This window comes from Streptomyces misionensis, assembly GCF_007896895.1.
Taxonomy (GTDB): domain Bacteria; phylum Actinomycetota; class Actinomycetes; order Streptomycetales; family Streptomycetaceae; genus Streptomyces; species Streptomyces misionensis_A.
Window position 1 is genome coordinate 1 of record NZ_VOGW01000008.1, and the last position, 14,482, is coordinate 14,482.

General features: G+C 70.6%; 16 protein-coding genes. 6 read left to right on the plus strand and 10 right to left on the minus strand.

Going from position 1 to position 14,482, the window contains the following annotated elements; all coding sequences use genetic code 11:
• Positions 1–164: 164 nt before the first annotated feature.
• Positions 165–611 carry an Lrp/AsnC family transcriptional regulator gene (locus tag FRZ03_RS01455; RefSeq protein WP_146463274.1) on the plus strand — a complete coding sequence of 149 codons (447 nt, stop codon included), beginning with the start codon at positions 165–167 and terminating at the stop codon, positions 609–611.
• 137 nt (positions 612–748) lie between these two features.
• The gene (locus FRZ03_RS01460) at positions 749–2,278 is read left to right on the plus strand and encodes a helix-turn-helix domain-containing protein (RefSeq protein ID WP_070025465.1); all 1,530 of its coding nucleotides are present in this window, start codon (positions 749–751) and stop codon (positions 2,276–2,278) included.
• A gap of 368 nt (positions 2,279–2,646) precedes the next feature.
• Here FRZ03_RS01460 and FRZ03_RS01470 read toward each other — a convergent pair whose 3' ends face one another.
• The 3 genes from FRZ03_RS01470 to FRZ03_RS01480 all read right to left on the minus strand — a co-directional run bounded on the left by FRZ03_RS01470 (position 2,647) and on the right by FRZ03_RS01480 (position 5,211).
• Positions 2,647–3,660, minus strand: a complete 1,014-nt coding sequence (locus FRZ03_RS01470) for an NADPH:quinone reductase (protein ID WP_146463275.1) — start codon at positions 3,658–3,660, stop codon at positions 2,647–2,649.
• A 103-nt stretch (positions 3,661–3,763) separates the two neighbouring features.
• Positions 3,764–4,657 (minus strand): aldo/keto reductase, encoded by an 894-nt coding sequence (locus FRZ03_RS01475; RefSeq protein ID WP_146463276.1) that lies wholly within the window; start codon positions 4,655–4,657, stop codon positions 3,764–3,766.
• Positions 4,654–5,211 (minus strand): TetR/AcrR family transcriptional regulator, encoded by a 558-nt coding sequence (locus FRZ03_RS01480; protein WP_186785216.1) that lies wholly within the window; start codon positions 5,209–5,211, stop codon positions 4,654–4,656. The genes FRZ03_RS01475 and FRZ03_RS01480 overlap by 4 nt, the downstream gene beginning before the upstream one ends.
• 77 nt (positions 5,212–5,288) lie before the next feature.
• Between FRZ03_RS01480 and FRZ03_RS01485 the strand changes: the two genes are divergently transcribed.
• A complete protein-coding gene (locus FRZ03_RS01485; RefSeq protein WP_146463278.1) occupies positions 5,289–5,609 on the plus strand; it encodes a helix-turn-helix domain-containing protein in 321 nt (106 codons plus the stop codon).
• Here FRZ03_RS01485 and FRZ03_RS01490 read toward each other — a convergent pair.
• Both FRZ03_RS01490 and FRZ03_RS01495 read right to left on the minus strand, forming a co-directional pair.
• Positions 5,581–6,219, minus strand: a complete 639-nt coding sequence (locus tag FRZ03_RS01490) for an HD domain-containing protein (RefSeq protein ID WP_146463279.1) — start codon at positions 6,217–6,219, stop codon at positions 5,581–5,583. The two genes, FRZ03_RS01485 and FRZ03_RS01490, sit on opposite strands and share 29 nt — an antisense overlap.
• Positions 6,220–6,335: 116 nt before the next feature.
• Entirely contained in the window at positions 6,336–7,328 is a 993-nt protein-coding gene (locus FRZ03_RS01495; RefSeq protein WP_146463280.1) for a GlxA family transcriptional regulator, read from the minus strand.
• Positions 7,329–7,611: 283 nt separating this feature from the next.
• On the opposite strand from FRZ03_RS01495, the gene FRZ03_RS01500 reads away from it, so the two are divergent.
• Both FRZ03_RS01500 and FRZ03_RS01505 read left to right on the plus strand, forming a co-directional pair.
• Entirely contained in the window at positions 7,612–8,277 is a 666-nt protein-coding gene (locus FRZ03_RS01500; protein ID WP_146463281.1) for a nitroreductase, read from the plus strand.
• Between the two features lie 227 nt (positions 8,278–8,504).
• Entirely contained in the window at positions 8,505–9,107 is a 603-nt protein-coding gene (locus tag FRZ03_RS01505) for an HD domain-containing protein (RefSeq protein WP_146463282.1), read from the plus strand.
• 66 nt (positions 9,108–9,173) lie between these two features.
• Here FRZ03_RS01505 and FRZ03_RS01510 read toward each other — a convergent pair whose 3' ends face one another.
• Positions 9,174–9,800 (minus strand): TetR/AcrR family transcriptional regulator, encoded by a 627-nt coding sequence (locus FRZ03_RS01510; protein ID WP_146463283.1) that lies wholly within the window; start codon positions 9,798–9,800, stop codon positions 9,174–9,176.
• A gap of 124 nt (positions 9,801–9,924) precedes the next feature.
• Between FRZ03_RS01510 and FRZ03_RS01515 the strand changes: the two genes are divergently transcribed.
• Positions 9,925–11,364 (plus strand): amidase, encoded by a 1,440-nt coding sequence (locus FRZ03_RS01515; RefSeq protein WP_146463284.1) that lies wholly within the window; start codon positions 9,925–9,927, stop codon positions 11,362–11,364.
• A gap of 5 nt (positions 11,365–11,369) precedes the next feature.
• Here the strand turns inward: FRZ03_RS01515 and FRZ03_RS01520 are convergent, their stop codons facing one another.
• From FRZ03_RS01520 to FRZ03_RS41105, 4 genes are all read right to left on the minus strand, one after another.
• Entirely contained in the window at positions 11,370–11,876 is a 507-nt protein-coding gene (locus FRZ03_RS01520; protein ID WP_186785217.1) for a DUF4234 domain-containing protein, read from the minus strand.
• A gap of 82 nt (positions 11,877–11,958) precedes the next feature.
• Positions 11,959–12,933 (minus strand): phosphotransferase, encoded by a 975-nt coding sequence (locus tag FRZ03_RS01525; protein WP_146463318.1) that lies wholly within the window; start codon positions 12,931–12,933, stop codon positions 11,959–11,961.
• Positions 12,934–13,042: 109 nt separating this feature from the next.
• The gene (locus FRZ03_RS01530; RefSeq protein ID WP_146463285.1) at positions 13,043–14,218 is read right to left on the minus strand and encodes an MFS transporter; all 1,176 of its coding nucleotides are present in this window, start codon (positions 14,216–14,218) and stop codon (positions 13,043–13,045) included.
• The coding region (locus tag FRZ03_RS41105) for a GNAT family N-acetyltransferase (protein WP_146463319.1) at positions 14,218–14,482 on the minus strand (265 nt) is incomplete at its 5' end. The genes FRZ03_RS41105 and FRZ03_RS01530, both read right to left, overlap by 1 nt.

The following is a 14,482-nucleotide window of genomic DNA, read 5'->3' on the forward strand; positions in this document are numbered from 1 at the left end:
GGATTGGTGACGGTCTCGGGCACGGCTCGGGTCCTCTCTTGATGGGGGCGAACGGCTCGATCGCCGTCCGGGCACCGAATCTACGGGCCCGAACGGGCCCCCTGAAGGCACGATCCACGGCACCTGATGCGGGTCGACCGGGGAATCCGTGCTATTTCTCGTCCATGACCGCGATATCCCTGGACGCCATCGACTGGCGCATTCTCGACGCCCTCCAGCGCGACGGCCGGAGCAGCTTCACCGACCTCGCCCGCGCCGTCTCCATGTCGGCCAGCGCCGTCACCGAGCGCGTGCGGCGACTGGAGGAGGCCGGGGTGATCAGCGGCTACGCGGCGGTCGTGGACCCGGCGAAGGTCGGCCTGGCGATCATGGCGTTCGTGCGCCTGCGCTATCCGAACGGCAACTACAAGCCGTTCCACGACCTGGTCGAGGCGATGCCGGAGATCCTCGAGGCGCACCACGTCACGGGCGACGACTGCTTCGTCATCAAGGTGGCGGCGCGCTCCATGCGTCATCTGGAGGAGATTTCCGGCCGGATCGGCACCCTGGGCTCCGTGACGACCAGCGTCGTCTACTCCTCCCCGCTCCCCCGTCGCCCCGTAAGCGAATAAATCCGCGCCGGACGGCTATACGTAACGAATCACCCATCACCGACGCATCCCACCGGAACCCGCAGGCCACTGACACGCCATCACCCGAATGGACCCCCCAACGAGCGCCATCTCATATCTGAGATAACCTCAACCTCATGGCAGACGACTACCTCGTACGCATCGGCAAGCTCATCCGTGACGCCCGGCAACACCGGGGCTGGACACAGACGCAGCTCGCGGAGGCGCTCGGCACCAGCCAGAGCGCGGTGAACCGCATCGAGCGCGGCAACCAGAACATCAGCCTTGAGATGATCGCGCGCATCGGTGAGGCGCTGGACAGCGAGATCGTGTCGCTGGGCTATGCCGGCCCGATGCATCTGCGGGTCGTCGGCGGCCGCCGGCTGTCCGGCGCCATCGACGTCAAGACGAGCAAGAACGCCTGCGTCGCCCTGCTCTGCGCCTCCCTGCTGAACAAGGGCCGCACCGTGCTGCGCCGGGTCGCGCGCATCGAGGAGGTGTACCGCCTGTTGGAGGTGCTCAACTCCATCGGCGTGCGCACCCGCTGGATCAACGACGGGGTCGACCTGGAGCTGGTGCCGCCGGCCGAGCTGGAGATGACGGCGATCGACGCCGAGGCGGCCGTCCGCACCCGCTCCATCATCATGTTCCTCGGCCCGCTGCTGCACCGGATGGACCAGTTCAAGCTGCCGTACGCCGGCGGCTGCGACCTCGGCACCCGCACCATCGAGCCGCACATGATCGCGCTGCGCCGGTTCGGCCTCCAGATCGCGGCGACCGAGAACCAGTACCACGCGCAGGTGGACCGCACGGTCCGCCCCGACCGCCCGATCGTGCTGACCGAGCGCGGGGACACCGTGACGGAGAACGCGCTGCTGGCCGCCGCGCGGCACGACGGTGTGACCGTCATCCGCAACGCGTCCTCCAACTACATGGTCCAGGACCTGTGCTTCTTCCTGGAGGCGCTGGGCGTGAAGGTGGAGGGAATCGGCACCACCACGCTGACCGTGCACGGCGTGCCGAACATCGACGTCGACGTCGACTACTCCCCCTCCGAGGACCCGGTCGAGGCGATGAGCCTGCTGGCCGCCGCGGTGGTCACCGAGTCCGAACTCACCGTGCGCCGCGTGCCCATCGAGTTCCTGGAGATCGAGCTCGCGGTCCTGGAGGAGATGGGCCTGGACCACGACCGCTCCCCGGAGTACTTCGCGGACAACGGCCGCACCCGCCTGGTCGACCTCACGGTCCGCCCCTCCAAGCTGGAGGCGCCGATCGACAAGATCCACCCCATGCCCTTCCCGGGCCTGAACATCGACAACGTCCCCTTCTTCGCCGCCATCGCCGCGGTCGCCTCCGGCCAGACCCTCATCCACGACTGGGTCTACGACAACCGGGCGATCTACCTCACCGACCTCAACCGCCTCGGCGGGCGCCTCCAGTTGCTGGATCCCCACCGCGTCCTGGTCGAGGGCCCCACCCGCTGGCGCGCCGCCGAGATGATGTGCCCCCCTGCCCTGCGCCCCGCCGTGGTCGTCCTGCTGGCGATGATGGCGGCGGAGGGAACGTCGGTGCTGCGCAACGTGTACGTCATCAACCGCGGTTACGAGGACCTGGCGGAGCGGCTGAACTCGGTCGGGGCGCAGATCGAGATCTTCCGGGACATTTGATGCGGTAGGTCCTCGGCCGCCGGTGCTTGGCCTCCACCGGCCTCTCGGCCGTTGGCGTACGGGGGCCGGCAGCCCCACCTGGTCGCGGTGTACGCATACCGGTACGCCGGCCGCAGTGAACCGGTGGCCGGTGGCCGGGTCGAACGGGCGGTCCCGGGAAGGGCGTTGTACGACGTCGAAGCGTCTCCCGGAAGCCAAAAGGACGGACACACGCCACGCACCGGGCGGCCGTCGCGCGCGAACGGGACGTGCTGTTGCGCCATGCTCGTGGAGCCGGGCGCGCTGGATACGGACCGGGGCGCGGCGGCGTCCGTGGCCCATGCCGGTTCCCCGGGGCGGCGGGTGGGCGCGTGGTGGCCGGCGGGACGTCAGGAGGTGACGTCCACGAGGACTTTGCCGACCGCGCGGCTTTCGACCGCGCGGTGCGCGTCGGCGGTGCGGTCGAGGGGGAAGCGGATCAGTGGCAGGCCGTGTTCCTCGCCGACTGGCAGCGCGCCGTCGTGCACCGCGGCGGCGACGTCCTGGGCGGCCGCGGCGCGTGCCTGCGGACCGGCGGTGTAGAGCACCAGGAACTGGAGGCGTGTGTTCAGCACCATGTTCTGCGGCACGTTCAGTTCGATCGGCTTGCCGCCGTCATTGGCATAGGTCGAGATGGTGCCGCGGGTTCGCAGTACGGCCAGGTCCAGTGCGAGGTTCGTGCCCAGGGCCACCTCGGCGACGATGTCGACGCCATCCGGGGCGATCTCGCGAATTTCGGCGGCCGGGTCGCCCTCGCGATAGTTGATCACGTGGTGGGCTCCGGCGGCGGTGGCCAGCCGGGCTTTCTCCGGGCTGCTGGTCGTGCTGATCACGGTGGCACCGGCCCATCGGGCAAGCTGGATCACCGCGTGCCCGACGGCTCCGGCTCCGCCCGCGGCAAGCACCACTTTGCCGTCGAGCGCCCCGGGCCGCAGCCGACGCGGCCCGTCCTCGGCGACGGTGAGCGCGCGGTGCGCGGTCAGCGCGGGGACTCCGAGTGCGGCGCCGAGGTCGAAGCCGGCCTCGTCGGGCAGCGGCACGGCCTGTTCTTCGGGTACGACGGTGAATTCGGCAGCGGTGCCGGTGGGCCGCCCAGCAGCGGCCATGAACAGCCAGACGCGCTGATCGACCCGGCTGGGGTCGACGCCCTCACCGACGGCGTCGATCGTGCCGGCGCCGTCGAGGTGCGGGGTGACCTCGCAGAAGCGCATGGGGTGGCCGGAGCGCGCCTGCCAGTCGGTCGGGTTGACCCCGGACACGGCGACCCGGACGCGAACCTCGCCGGGCCCGGGTGCCGGCAGGTCACGGTCGACGAGCTGGAGAACGTCGGGGGCACCGTTGGTGCGGTAGACGATGGCCTTCATGATCCGTCCTTGAGCCTGGTGAACTGGGTTTTCCGGTGCGGCCCGACGGCCGTCAGGGTGTCCGGCGTGGGGTGTGGTCGCGACCCGGCCGCGTGGGTTCCGGTCAGCCGATGGAGACGTCGCTGGAGCGGGACTCGACGGCGTCGAGGGCCGCGAGAGTCGCGGCGTCGAGGGTGATCTCGCTGACCGCGATGTTGGCCTCCAGGTGGGCGGCGTTCGCGGTGCCGGGGATGAGCAGCACGTTCGGGGCATGGTGCAGCAGCCAGGCGAGGCCGACCTGGGAGGGCGTGACGCCCAGGGACTCGGCCACGGTGTGCACCGCCGGCTCGTCGGTCGCCTTGGGCAGGCCGGGGAAGGCCCCGCCAAGCGGGAAGAACGGTACCCAGGCGATGCCCTCCGCCGCGCACAGCCGCAGCATGTCCTCGTCGCCGCGGGAGACGAGGCTGTAGGCGTTCTGCACGCAGACGAGGCCGGCGGGCAGGGCGCGGCGCAGGCCGTCGAGGGTGACGCTGCTCAGGCCGATCGCGCCGATCTTGCCCTCGTCGCGCAGGGCGGTCATCACCGCGAGTTGGTCGTCGAGGTCGACAACCTGGTCCCCGGCGGGACGCAGCCCGGGGCCGGTGTCCAGGCGGCGCAGGTTGACCACGTCGAGCCGGTCGACGCCGAGGCTGCGCAGGTTGTCCTCGACGCCGGCGCGCAGTTGCTCGGGCCGCTGTGCCAGACGCAACGGCAGGCGCCCGCCGGGATTGGGGGCGGCCCCCACCTTCGTGACGACCAGGACGTCGTCCTCGGGGCGTAGTGCCTCGCGGATCACGTCGTTGACGAAGCCGAAGCCGTAGAACTCGGCAGTGTCCACGTGGTCGACGCCCAGTTCCACCGCGCGGCGCAGCAGTGCGACGGCCTCGCCGCGGCGGTCGTGCAGGCGCTCGAGCTGCAACGCGCCGTAGCCGACCCGGAAAACGGTGCGGCCGGCGAACAAAGCGGTCCGCGTGGTCATGACGCTGTCTCCTCGGTGGGTGTCCGCAAGGCGGTGTACAGCAGTTCGGCCTGGTAGAGCGCCATGACCCGGTGGGCGATCGGGGCGGCGTGCTCCCGGGCCCGGGCCGGCTCGTGGTGCTCGACCTTGACGAGCCATGCGGTGACGCAGTCGTGCAGCATCGCGCGCATCCGGTCGGTCGCGTCGACGACGATGTCCCGGATGACCGGGTCGGTGGTCGCTCCGCCCCAGGTCTGCACGCCGACCCGGGCCTCTGCCGGGTCGATCGCGGTGACCAGGCGGGAGAGCAGTTCGTCGGGGTCGGGTGGGACGTCCGCCGCGGCGTACTCGCCGATGGTGCTGCCGCGCTTGTCGAGCATCTCGCGGGCGGCGGCCTGGACCAGGTCGGCCTTGTTGCGGTAGTGCGCGTAGATCGAGCCGGCCGAGAGGCCGGACTCGGTGGTGATGTCGGCGATTGAGGTCCGTTCCAGGCCGTTGCGGCTGAAGCAGCGGACGGCGGCCTGGGCGATCTGGGTACGCCGGAGTTCCTTGCGCGCGTCGGTGAGCCGAGGCACCACACCTCCTACAAAAAGAATCCGTGTTCTTCTTGTGGGAAGACTAGCAGAATCGCTGTTCTGTTTGTGATGGGTGCGTGTCGCTGCGTCATGAAGAACTGGCCCGGCTTGCCGGTATCGGCACCGACTACGACATCCGCCCCGAACAGGGGCACAGCGGCAACGTGTCCGAGGAGATCTTGCACGCCCTCGCCAAGGCCCCGCGCCTGGACCGGACCGAGCGCGCCCACATGACGAACCTGGCCGCGGCCGGTACTGGTCCGCGCCGCCGCTCTCCGGAGCGCCCGCAGCGGGTCCGCCCCGGCCTCCACGGTTTGGTCGGACCGGTCCGGCTCCTTCGTCAGCCGCTGGTGAGCCGCCGTCGCGGCCTTACTCCGGCCACGGGTTGTTCCGGATGATCTCGACGAAGTCCTTCCGGCGGAACGAGGCGTCGAAGTGGGCCAGCACGTCGTCGTTCATAGTTCCGAAGGTGGTGTCGGGGCGGTCGGCCATGCCTTCGTAGAAGGCCTTCAGGATGCGGTTCTTGAAGTCGGGGCGCGGGTGCGCGGCCACGACCTCGGCCCGCTGCTGTTCGGTGATCTCGGCGAGGTCGAGGCCGAGGACATCGGTCTCGACGCCGAGGGTCACCACGGCGACCTCCGGCGCCAGGTGGAGCGGCACCTCGGGGGTGGTGTGCAGCGCGATGGCCAGCCAGACGTTGCGGGCTTCCTGCTCGGTGCGGCCGTGGTCGAGCAGGAAGGTGCGGGCGGCCTCGGCGCCGTCGATCTCGAAGCGCTGGTCCTTGGTGGCGTAGGTCGGGGTGAGGCCGAGGTCGTGGAAGAGGCCGCCGACATACGCGAGTTCGGGGTCGGCCTCAAGCCCGCGCGCGGCCGCCTTCAGCGATCCCCAGAGATAGACGCGACGCGAGTGGTTGAAGATCGTCTCGTCGGCAGCGCCACGGACGATGTCGGTGGCCTCGCGGACCAGCTGGGTGTCGGGAATGACGATCCCCGCGATGTTCTCCGACATGAGCCCTCCTTGCTCGGGTGGAGTGAACTGAGTTCAGCGTTCCTCCCGATCGCTGTCCGGCCCACCGCCCAAACTGCCGGGCACCCCACAGATCCGGACCCCGGCCGTGCGAGGGTTCAGCGGGCCCGGGCTGCCACACCATCCTTGCCACCGCGCTGGGCGGTGGCAAACCGGGCTCGGTAGCCGCTCGGCGAGACACCCAGGCGGGCCACGAAGGTGCGACGCATCGTCTCCGAGCTCCCGAATCCGGCGGCTCGCGCAGCCTCAGCCACCCCACAGCCCGAATCGAGCAGCGCTTTCGCATGATCGAGACGGACCTGCTCGACAAACTTCGCCGGAGTGGTGTCCATCTCGGCTGCGAACATCCGCGCCAGATGGCGCGGGCTGACGCCGATCAGGGCGGCCAGTGAGCCGACGGTATGCGGGAGCCCGGGCTGCGCCGCGACCAGGTCGACCACAGAGCGCAGGTCCGGTGTGCGGGGAGGACGTACCTCCAGGGGCGCCGAGAACTGGGACTGCCCACCGGGGCGCTGCATGAACACCACGAGGCCGCGGGCAACGTTCCGTGCCAGGTCGCCACCGTGGTCCTGCTCCACCAGCGCCAGGGCCAGGTCGATGCCGGCCGAGACGCCTGCCGAGGTGACGATGCCGCCGTCCTCGACGAACAGGGCGTCGGGCTGCACCTGGACATCGGGGTAGGCGCGGGCGAGCAGCTGGGCGTGCCGCCAGTGGGTGGTGGCACGCCGCCCGTCCAGCACCCCGGCGCCGGCGAGGGCGAACGATCCGGTGCAGATCGACACCAGCCGCCGGGCGCGGGGGTGCAGCAGGCGGATCGCCTGGGTCAGATCGGCAGGGACGGCCCGGGTGACCAGGGCGTCGCCCCCCGAGACGACGACCGTGTCCGCCTCGGTCACGTCGGCCGCCGCCTTGTCGACGGGTAGGCGCAGGCCCACGGAGGTGATGACCGGTTCTCCGGACGGCGAGGCATAGCTGAGCGAGTAGTGGGCGCCGAACAGGTTGGCCTCGGCGAACACCTCCGCCGGGCCCGCCACATCGAGCATCTTGATGCCGTCGAAAACGACGAACACGATGTGCCGCCTGGGTTCCATGACCTCTCGCCTTTCGCTGCCGTACCACCGTCCCCGTTGCGGGAGGTCGGGCCGCGGTATCCGATCCCCTTCCATCGCCGGCGGCGGCTGCCGGGCCGCCCCATGCGCGGCGACCAATGTCCCACAGATGCGGACAGAGAGGCGATCAAGGGCTGCGGTAGCGAGGACTTCGTCTTCGCCCCGTCTGTGCAGATCCGTCGCGCACCATCGCGGTGCCGGTCGATGCCTGGCGCTGACGGCTCAATACGGTGGAGGGACCGGTTGAGGGAGAGGACACGAAGACGTGGATGTGTATGAGGCCGTGGACAGTCGCCGGTCTGTACGGGCGTTCAGCGACGAGCCGGTGCCCAAAGAAGTACTCGAACGAGTGCTTGCCGCGGCGACGCGCGCTCCGTCGAGCGGGAACCTCCAGCCGTGGCATGTGTACGTCGTGACCGGTGAGCCCTTGGCCGAACTGAAGAGTCGTGCGACAGCCAGGGCACTGGCGGGAGACCCGGGTGATGACCGGGAGTACCCGATGTACCCGGCCGAACTGGCCTCGCCGTATCTGGACCGCTTCTCCGCAGCGGCCGCCCAGCGGTACAAGGCACTGGGCATCGAACGCGACGACCCCGACAGACCCATGAAGATCGCCGCCTTGAACTCGGAGGCTTTCGGTGCGCCCGTCGTGCTGTTCTGCTACCTCGACCGGACGATGGGGCCCGGACAGTGGGCGGACGCGGGGATGTACTTGCAGACGGTCATGCTGCTGCTGAGGGCGGAAGGGTTGCACAGCTGCCCCCAAGTGATGTGGACCATGTACCGCAAGACCGTCAGCCAGATAGTCGGAGCCGACGAAAAGTTCGTACTGCTCTGTGGCGTCTCGATCGGGTTCGAGAAGGAAGGCGCGCCACAGCTACGTACCGCCCGCGCGGACATGGCGGAGACAGCGAGATTTCTCGGTGCATGAAATCATTCCGCAGGACAGGCCCTGGCCTAGATGCTGCCCGCTCGCATCGACCCCGTCACCTTCACCACCCGAGTCAAGGAACGGCACACAGCCGACAATGCCTCCGCCTGCCTACCAGCGGAACCGCGTATCCTTGTTGCACCCCGCTTTCAGACGCTTGATCTCGTGCTGTCGGCGAGATTCAGTCGTGTTCAGCATCGAGTCGATCCTTTGGAGAACGAATAAGAATGCACTGGCCCCTTCCCGACACTCCCCTTATCCACACCGTGCATAATTTCGTCTCGACCCAGGTTTCAGCGCCCATCCTGCACCACTCCGTGCGGGTCGGCTCTCTTTCGCAACTCATTGCGGAACGGGAGCAAATCGATGTACCTGAGGACAGCATCTGGGCCGCCGCACTCCTTCACGATGTCGGAACCGCCGTCGGACAAAGCTCGCCACAACGATTCGAGGTGGCCGGCGCCAATGCGGCCACCGAACTCCTGAAAGCTCAGTCTGGGCTATCAGGAGTGCAGTTGCAGGAAGTATGGGACGCCATTGCTCTGCACACCTCACCTCACATCGCCGAAGCGCGTGGCGGTCTGACTCGAGTTATCCGACTTGGCGTGTTGATGGACTTCGGGAAAGACGTCCTGCCAGATGCTGCCGAGGTTCGAAAGGAGCTGGAGCGCGCGTGGCCACGCGCGGACATCGAACGGACCTTGACCAATGCGGTGGTACAGCAGGCACTGCAAGTGCCAGAGAAAGCTCCGGCCGCGAGCTGGCCCAACAATCTCTACGTGGCCCACCTGCAGAATCCAAATCATACGGGCATCAACCCCGCATTCTAGGCCTTGCAGCCACCACAGGTCGCCCAGGACACGGTGGTGGTAGGCGGAAGGCAGCCCGGGGGGCGGTCAGCCGGCGGCAGGGCGGGGCGCGTCGAGGGGGGCGCCAGGTCGGTCCACCATCGCCTCGACGATCCTCAGCAGCCGTTCCCCCACCCGGTCGATGCTGCCGTTCTGCGCGCTGACCTGCGCGCCCTCGAGGACGAAGGTGATCTCGGCCGCGGTCTGCTCGGGGTCGGGCAGCCCCGCCTCGGCGCACATGCCGACCAGCCTGCGGGTCTGGTGTGCCTTGTGCTTCTCGATGACCTGCCGTGCGGGGTGGTCGCGGTCGGGCAGTTCGGCGATGGAGTTGATGAACGGGCAGCCCCGGTGCGAGATGGCGGGCAGTCCGTCGGCGATGAAGCGGGCCAGGGCCAGGATCTGCTCCCTGGGCCGTCCGGGGTGTTCGGCCTCGGCCCGGTCGAAGGCCGCCTGGTAGTCCGCGGCGACGATCCGCAGCCACTCGGCGACCAGGGCGTCCTTGGTCTCGAAGTGCCGGTAGATCGCCATCTTGGTGGTCTCGGCCTTCTCGGCGATCGCCTGGACGCCGACCCGCCGGATCCCCTCGCTCTGGAAGAGCTCCTCCGCCGCGTCGAGGATGCGCTCGCGAGGCGGCAGCTTCGCCACTCTGCCCGGCCTGCTGGTGGTCGAAGCCATGACTACTCCGTGACGTCCGAGCGGTGTGCGCGATCTCAGTCCTGCTACGGTACCAGTCCGTCCCGGACGATACCGATCGGTATCGTCCGGGACTCATGAGTATCGTTCTGTTCAGGGAGAGACCATGAGAGTGACCGAGTACGCGCACCACGACGCGGTCGGGCTCGCGGAACTGGTGGCCAAGGGCGAGGTGAGCCCCGCCGAACTGGAAGCCGCCGCGCGCGAGGCCGTGGCGAAGGTCGATCCGCTGATCAACGCGGTCGTGGAGACCTGGCCGGCCGACGACGAGCCCCGGCCCGGCAGCACGCCGCTGGCGGGGGTGCCCTTCCTGATCAAGGACATCGGAGTCGCCATGGCGGGGCGGCGCATGGAGCTGGGCAGCCGGCTCGCGGCCGGTCATGTCGCCCGCGCCGACTCGTACCTGATGGCTCGCCTGCGCCGGGCGGGCCTCGTGACGTTCGGGCGGACCTCGACGCCGGAGATGGCGTACGGCATCACGACGGAGCCGGTGCTCCACGGCGCGACCCGCAACCCGTGGGACCCGGCGCGCAGTGCGGGCGGCTCCAGCGGGGGCGCGGGCGCGGCCGTCGCCGCCGGGGTGGTCCCGATCGCGCACGCCACCGACGCCGCCGGCTCGCTGCGCGTCCCCGCCGCCTGCAACGGGCTCTTCGGGCTGAAGCCCACCCGCGGCCGGGTCTCCATGGGACCCGACGCGGACGAGGTCTTCAGCGGCCTGGCGGTGCAGGGCGCCGTCAGCCGTACCGTGCGCGACAGCGCGGCCCTGCTCGATGCGATCCGCGGCCCGGAGCCGGGCGATCCCTACGTCGTCCAGCAGCCGTCACGCCCGTACGCGCAGGAGGTCACCCGCCACCCGGGCCGGCTGCGGATCGGTGTGCTCGCCCAGGCCTGGGGCGGCTGCCGCACCGCCGCGCCCGTGGCCGACGCGCTGTCCCGCACCACCCGGCTGCTCGAATCCCTCGGCCACCACGTGACGGAGGTCCCGGTCGAACTCGGCGTCGGCTGGGAGGAGTTCGTTCTGGCCTGCGCCCGGCTGATGACGGTGAACCTGGCGGCCTCGGTGGACGAGCTGGCCGCCGCCTTCGACCGGCCCGTCGACTCCTCGACCCTGGAGCCGGCGAGCCTCGCCGGCTACCGCTACGGGCAGCGGGTCAGCGGCCCCCGGTTCGCCGCCGCCCTCGCGGTCCGCAACCGGGTCGCCCGGAGCCTGGCGCGGTACTTCGACGGACACGACGTCCTGCTCACCCCGACCCTGCCGGAGCTGCCGGTGCCGCTGGGCACCTACGCGAAGGACGCCGAGGCGCTGGACGGCCTCGGCTGGATCGGCCGCATCCTCGACCACTCGCCGTTCACCACGGCGTTCAACATGGCGGGCACGCCCGCCATGTCCGTGCCGGTGACGGCCGACCCCGCCACCGGGCTCCCGGTCGGCATGCAGTTCGCGGCCGGTCACGGGCTCGAGCGCCTGCTCTTCCGCCTCGCCGGACAGCTCGAACGGGCCGCGCCGTGGTCGGGCAGGACCCCCGCGGTGTGGGCGGGACGGTAGCGGGGTCAGGCCGCCAGGTGCACCTCGGCGCCCGGGGCGGCGCCCGGGTAGGCGGCGACGACCAGGTTGAGCTGGCGCTGCATGTACCAGATGTTCAGGCCGAAGACGAAGGAGAGCCAGGTACACACGGCGGGGCTGCACGTCACCGGCAGACCGGCCGCGCGCTGCGCGTTCGCGATGGCCTTGCCGGTGTTGTGGTAGGAGATCAGCGGAGCGATCAAGGTCCAGCTCAGGAAGAGCAGGACCAGCATGCTGCCCGCCGGGCTGAGGGTCCGGCGCCGGTCGAACTCCTGCAACTCCTTGTGGATCTTGTAGTACCACACCAGCTGGTAGATCCCGAGCGTGACGAGCGGCAGGCCCAGCCACACGGCGACGGGCCCGCGGCGCTTCATCGCCAGGCCCGGCAGGCGGTGCACGGCGGGGGCGCCGGCACCGGCGCCCGGGGCGACCGCGCCACCGGCCGCGAAGGGCGCGCTCTGGGTGTGCTCGGCGGTGGGCTTGATCTCGTCCATCCAGCGTTCTCCAACGACTCGTTCTGAGCTGAGACCGAGGAGCATGACAGGAAGTGAAGGAATTGTGAAGGTAGTTGGCGATTCAATGAAGAGTCGTCATGCGTTCGTGATCCAGGGCCTTCCTCAGGTTGTGCTCCGCGATCGCCCGCATCACCGCGCGGTGGGGGAAGTCGCCGTCCAGCAGGCGCAGCGGTCCCGCGGTCAGGGAGAGGTGGTGGGCCAGGGTGTAGAGGGCGAGCCTGGGGGCGTCCAGACCGGGGACGGACAGGGGGCCGTAGGAGTCGCCCAGCCGGATGCGGAGGTAGGCGTGCTCCCATTCCCGGTCGAAGTACAGGGTGCCCTCGATGTCGATCAGGGCGGGACTTCCCGTCTCGTCCACCAGGACGTGGTCCGGCCCCAGTTCACCGTGGACCACCGTGTGCCGGGTACGGGGGCGCACCTCGGCGGCCAGGGCGAGCAGGTGGTCCGTCAGGCGGGTCCTGGCCGCCGCGAGACGGGGCTCGCGCACGGCGCCCTCGGCCAGGTCCTGGAGAGCCCGGGCCAGGACGACCTGCTCGCAGCTCGTGCCGTGCGCGCGGCCCCCGCCGTCGACCAGGGCCACCTTGCCGTAGCCGGGGGCCCGGTGGGCGTGCATCGCCGACAGGGCGTCACGCAGTCCGGCCATGGCCCGCGCGGCCGCCTCGGGGGCGTCGGCGAGCAGGGCCTGAAGGGTCCGGCCGCCGAGATCCTCCACGATCGCCAGGCCCGGACCGGTGCGGTCGAGGAGGCGGAGCGCCGGGACGCGGACGCCCAGGGCGGTCAGCCGGGTGTGGGCGGCCGCGAAGAGGTCCGGGCCGGTGCCCGGTGCGAAGGGGTCCGCCAGATCGTCGTCGCCGGCCGCCGCGGGCCAGTGGTTCTCGCTGTCGTCCCAGACGTAGGCGATCGCCGTCGTCGCGTCGTCCATCCGCAGGCGGTAGACGCCCTTCTTGCTGCCGCCCGCCAGCCGCCGTGCCGCTTCCAGTCGGCGGCCGCCGCCGAGCGCGGAGCGCGCCGCGGCGGCCAGCCGGTGCCAGGGCAGCGACCTGGGCGTCCCGTCCTTCGTCACCACAACGATCTTTCGGTAGAGGTGAGTTCACGATCCTTTCGGCCGACGACGGTATGCCAGGACGCGGTGCACGCGCGAACAGTTATGCGGTGGCCACCGGTTGCCCGGCCTGCCGTGCGGCGCGCTCGCGCCAGGGGATCCAGGTCGCGGTCAGGGTGACGGCCAGGGCCGAGGCGGCGACCACCGCCATGCCCAGGGTGAGACCGCCCGCGCCCGCCACGAAACCGATCAGGGCGGGGCCCGCCAGCAGGCCCGTGGTGCCCATGGCGGCGACCAGTGACAGGGCGTCGGAGCCGTGCTCGGCGGCGGCGACGTAGACGCACGGGGTGATGGCGGCCGCGCCCAGGCCCACACAGGCGAAGCCGAGGAGGGTCGGGACCACCCCGCCGGCCAGCAGGGCCAGGGCGAGGCCCACGGCGGCCAGCGCGCTGCCCGCCCGCACCACCGGACCGTCGCCCCAGCGGTCGCGCCAGCGGTCCGCGCACGCCCGGGCCAGCAGCATCGTCGCGGAGACGACCGCGATGCCCAGCGGGGCCACCGTGGCCGACGCCTTGACCGAGTCCTTGAGGTAGAGGGTCGACCAGTCGTTCATCGCCCCCTCCGTGATGGTGCCGAACGTCATGGCGCAGCCCATGAGGAGGGTGGTCCAGGAAGGCGGCTTGAAGCGTCTCGGCTGTTTCCCGGTGGTGGCGGGCGCCGGGGCGGTGTCGGGCAGCAGGGCCTTGCGGGCGGCCGCCAGCAGGAGGAGCAGGAGCGCCCCGGCCGCCGCGAAGTGGGCCGGGACCGACGGCGTCAGGGTGGTGGCCCCCGAGGTGAGGAGGGACGCCGCGAGCAGGCCCGCGCTGAAGGTGGCGTGCAGCTGGGACATCGCCGTGCGGTCGTACGTCGTCTCCAGCGCCGCGCCCTGGGCGTTCATGGCCACGTTCAGACAGCCGACGGCCACGCCGTCCGCGCAGACCGCGAGGAGCGCCAGGGGGTAGTCGGGGACGACCGACAGGGCCGCCAGTACGGCGATCAGGGCCAGCGCCGACAGCAGCGACAGACGGCGCGAGCCGAGGCGGCGCATCAGCACCGCGACCAGGGGGAACGCGGCCGCCGCGCCCGCGCCGCAGGCCATCAGGAGGAGGCCCACTTCCCCGGCTCCCAGGTCCAGGCGGGTCTTCAGCGCGGGGAGGCGGGAGACCCAGGTCCCGTACTGGAAGCCGAGGAAGCAGAACAGTGCCGCGATCGACCATTTGGCCCGGCGGAAGGAGGGCATCAGGGCGTCCTCACCGTCTCGCGGGGCAGGAGAGCGGCCGTGGTCGCGGACATGTAGAGGGCGTCCGTGCCGTAGGCGCGCGGGACGCGGGCCTCGTGGTGGGGCCGGTAGCCGTTGGCGCGCCAGAACGCCTCCTTGCCGTCGACCGCGACCAGGGAGACGGTCTCGAAGCCCCGGCTGCCGGCCACGTCGGTCACATGGCGGGCCAGGCGACTGCCGAGGCCCCGGCGGCGCAGGGGCGCGCTGATCACGAGGTCGTGCAGG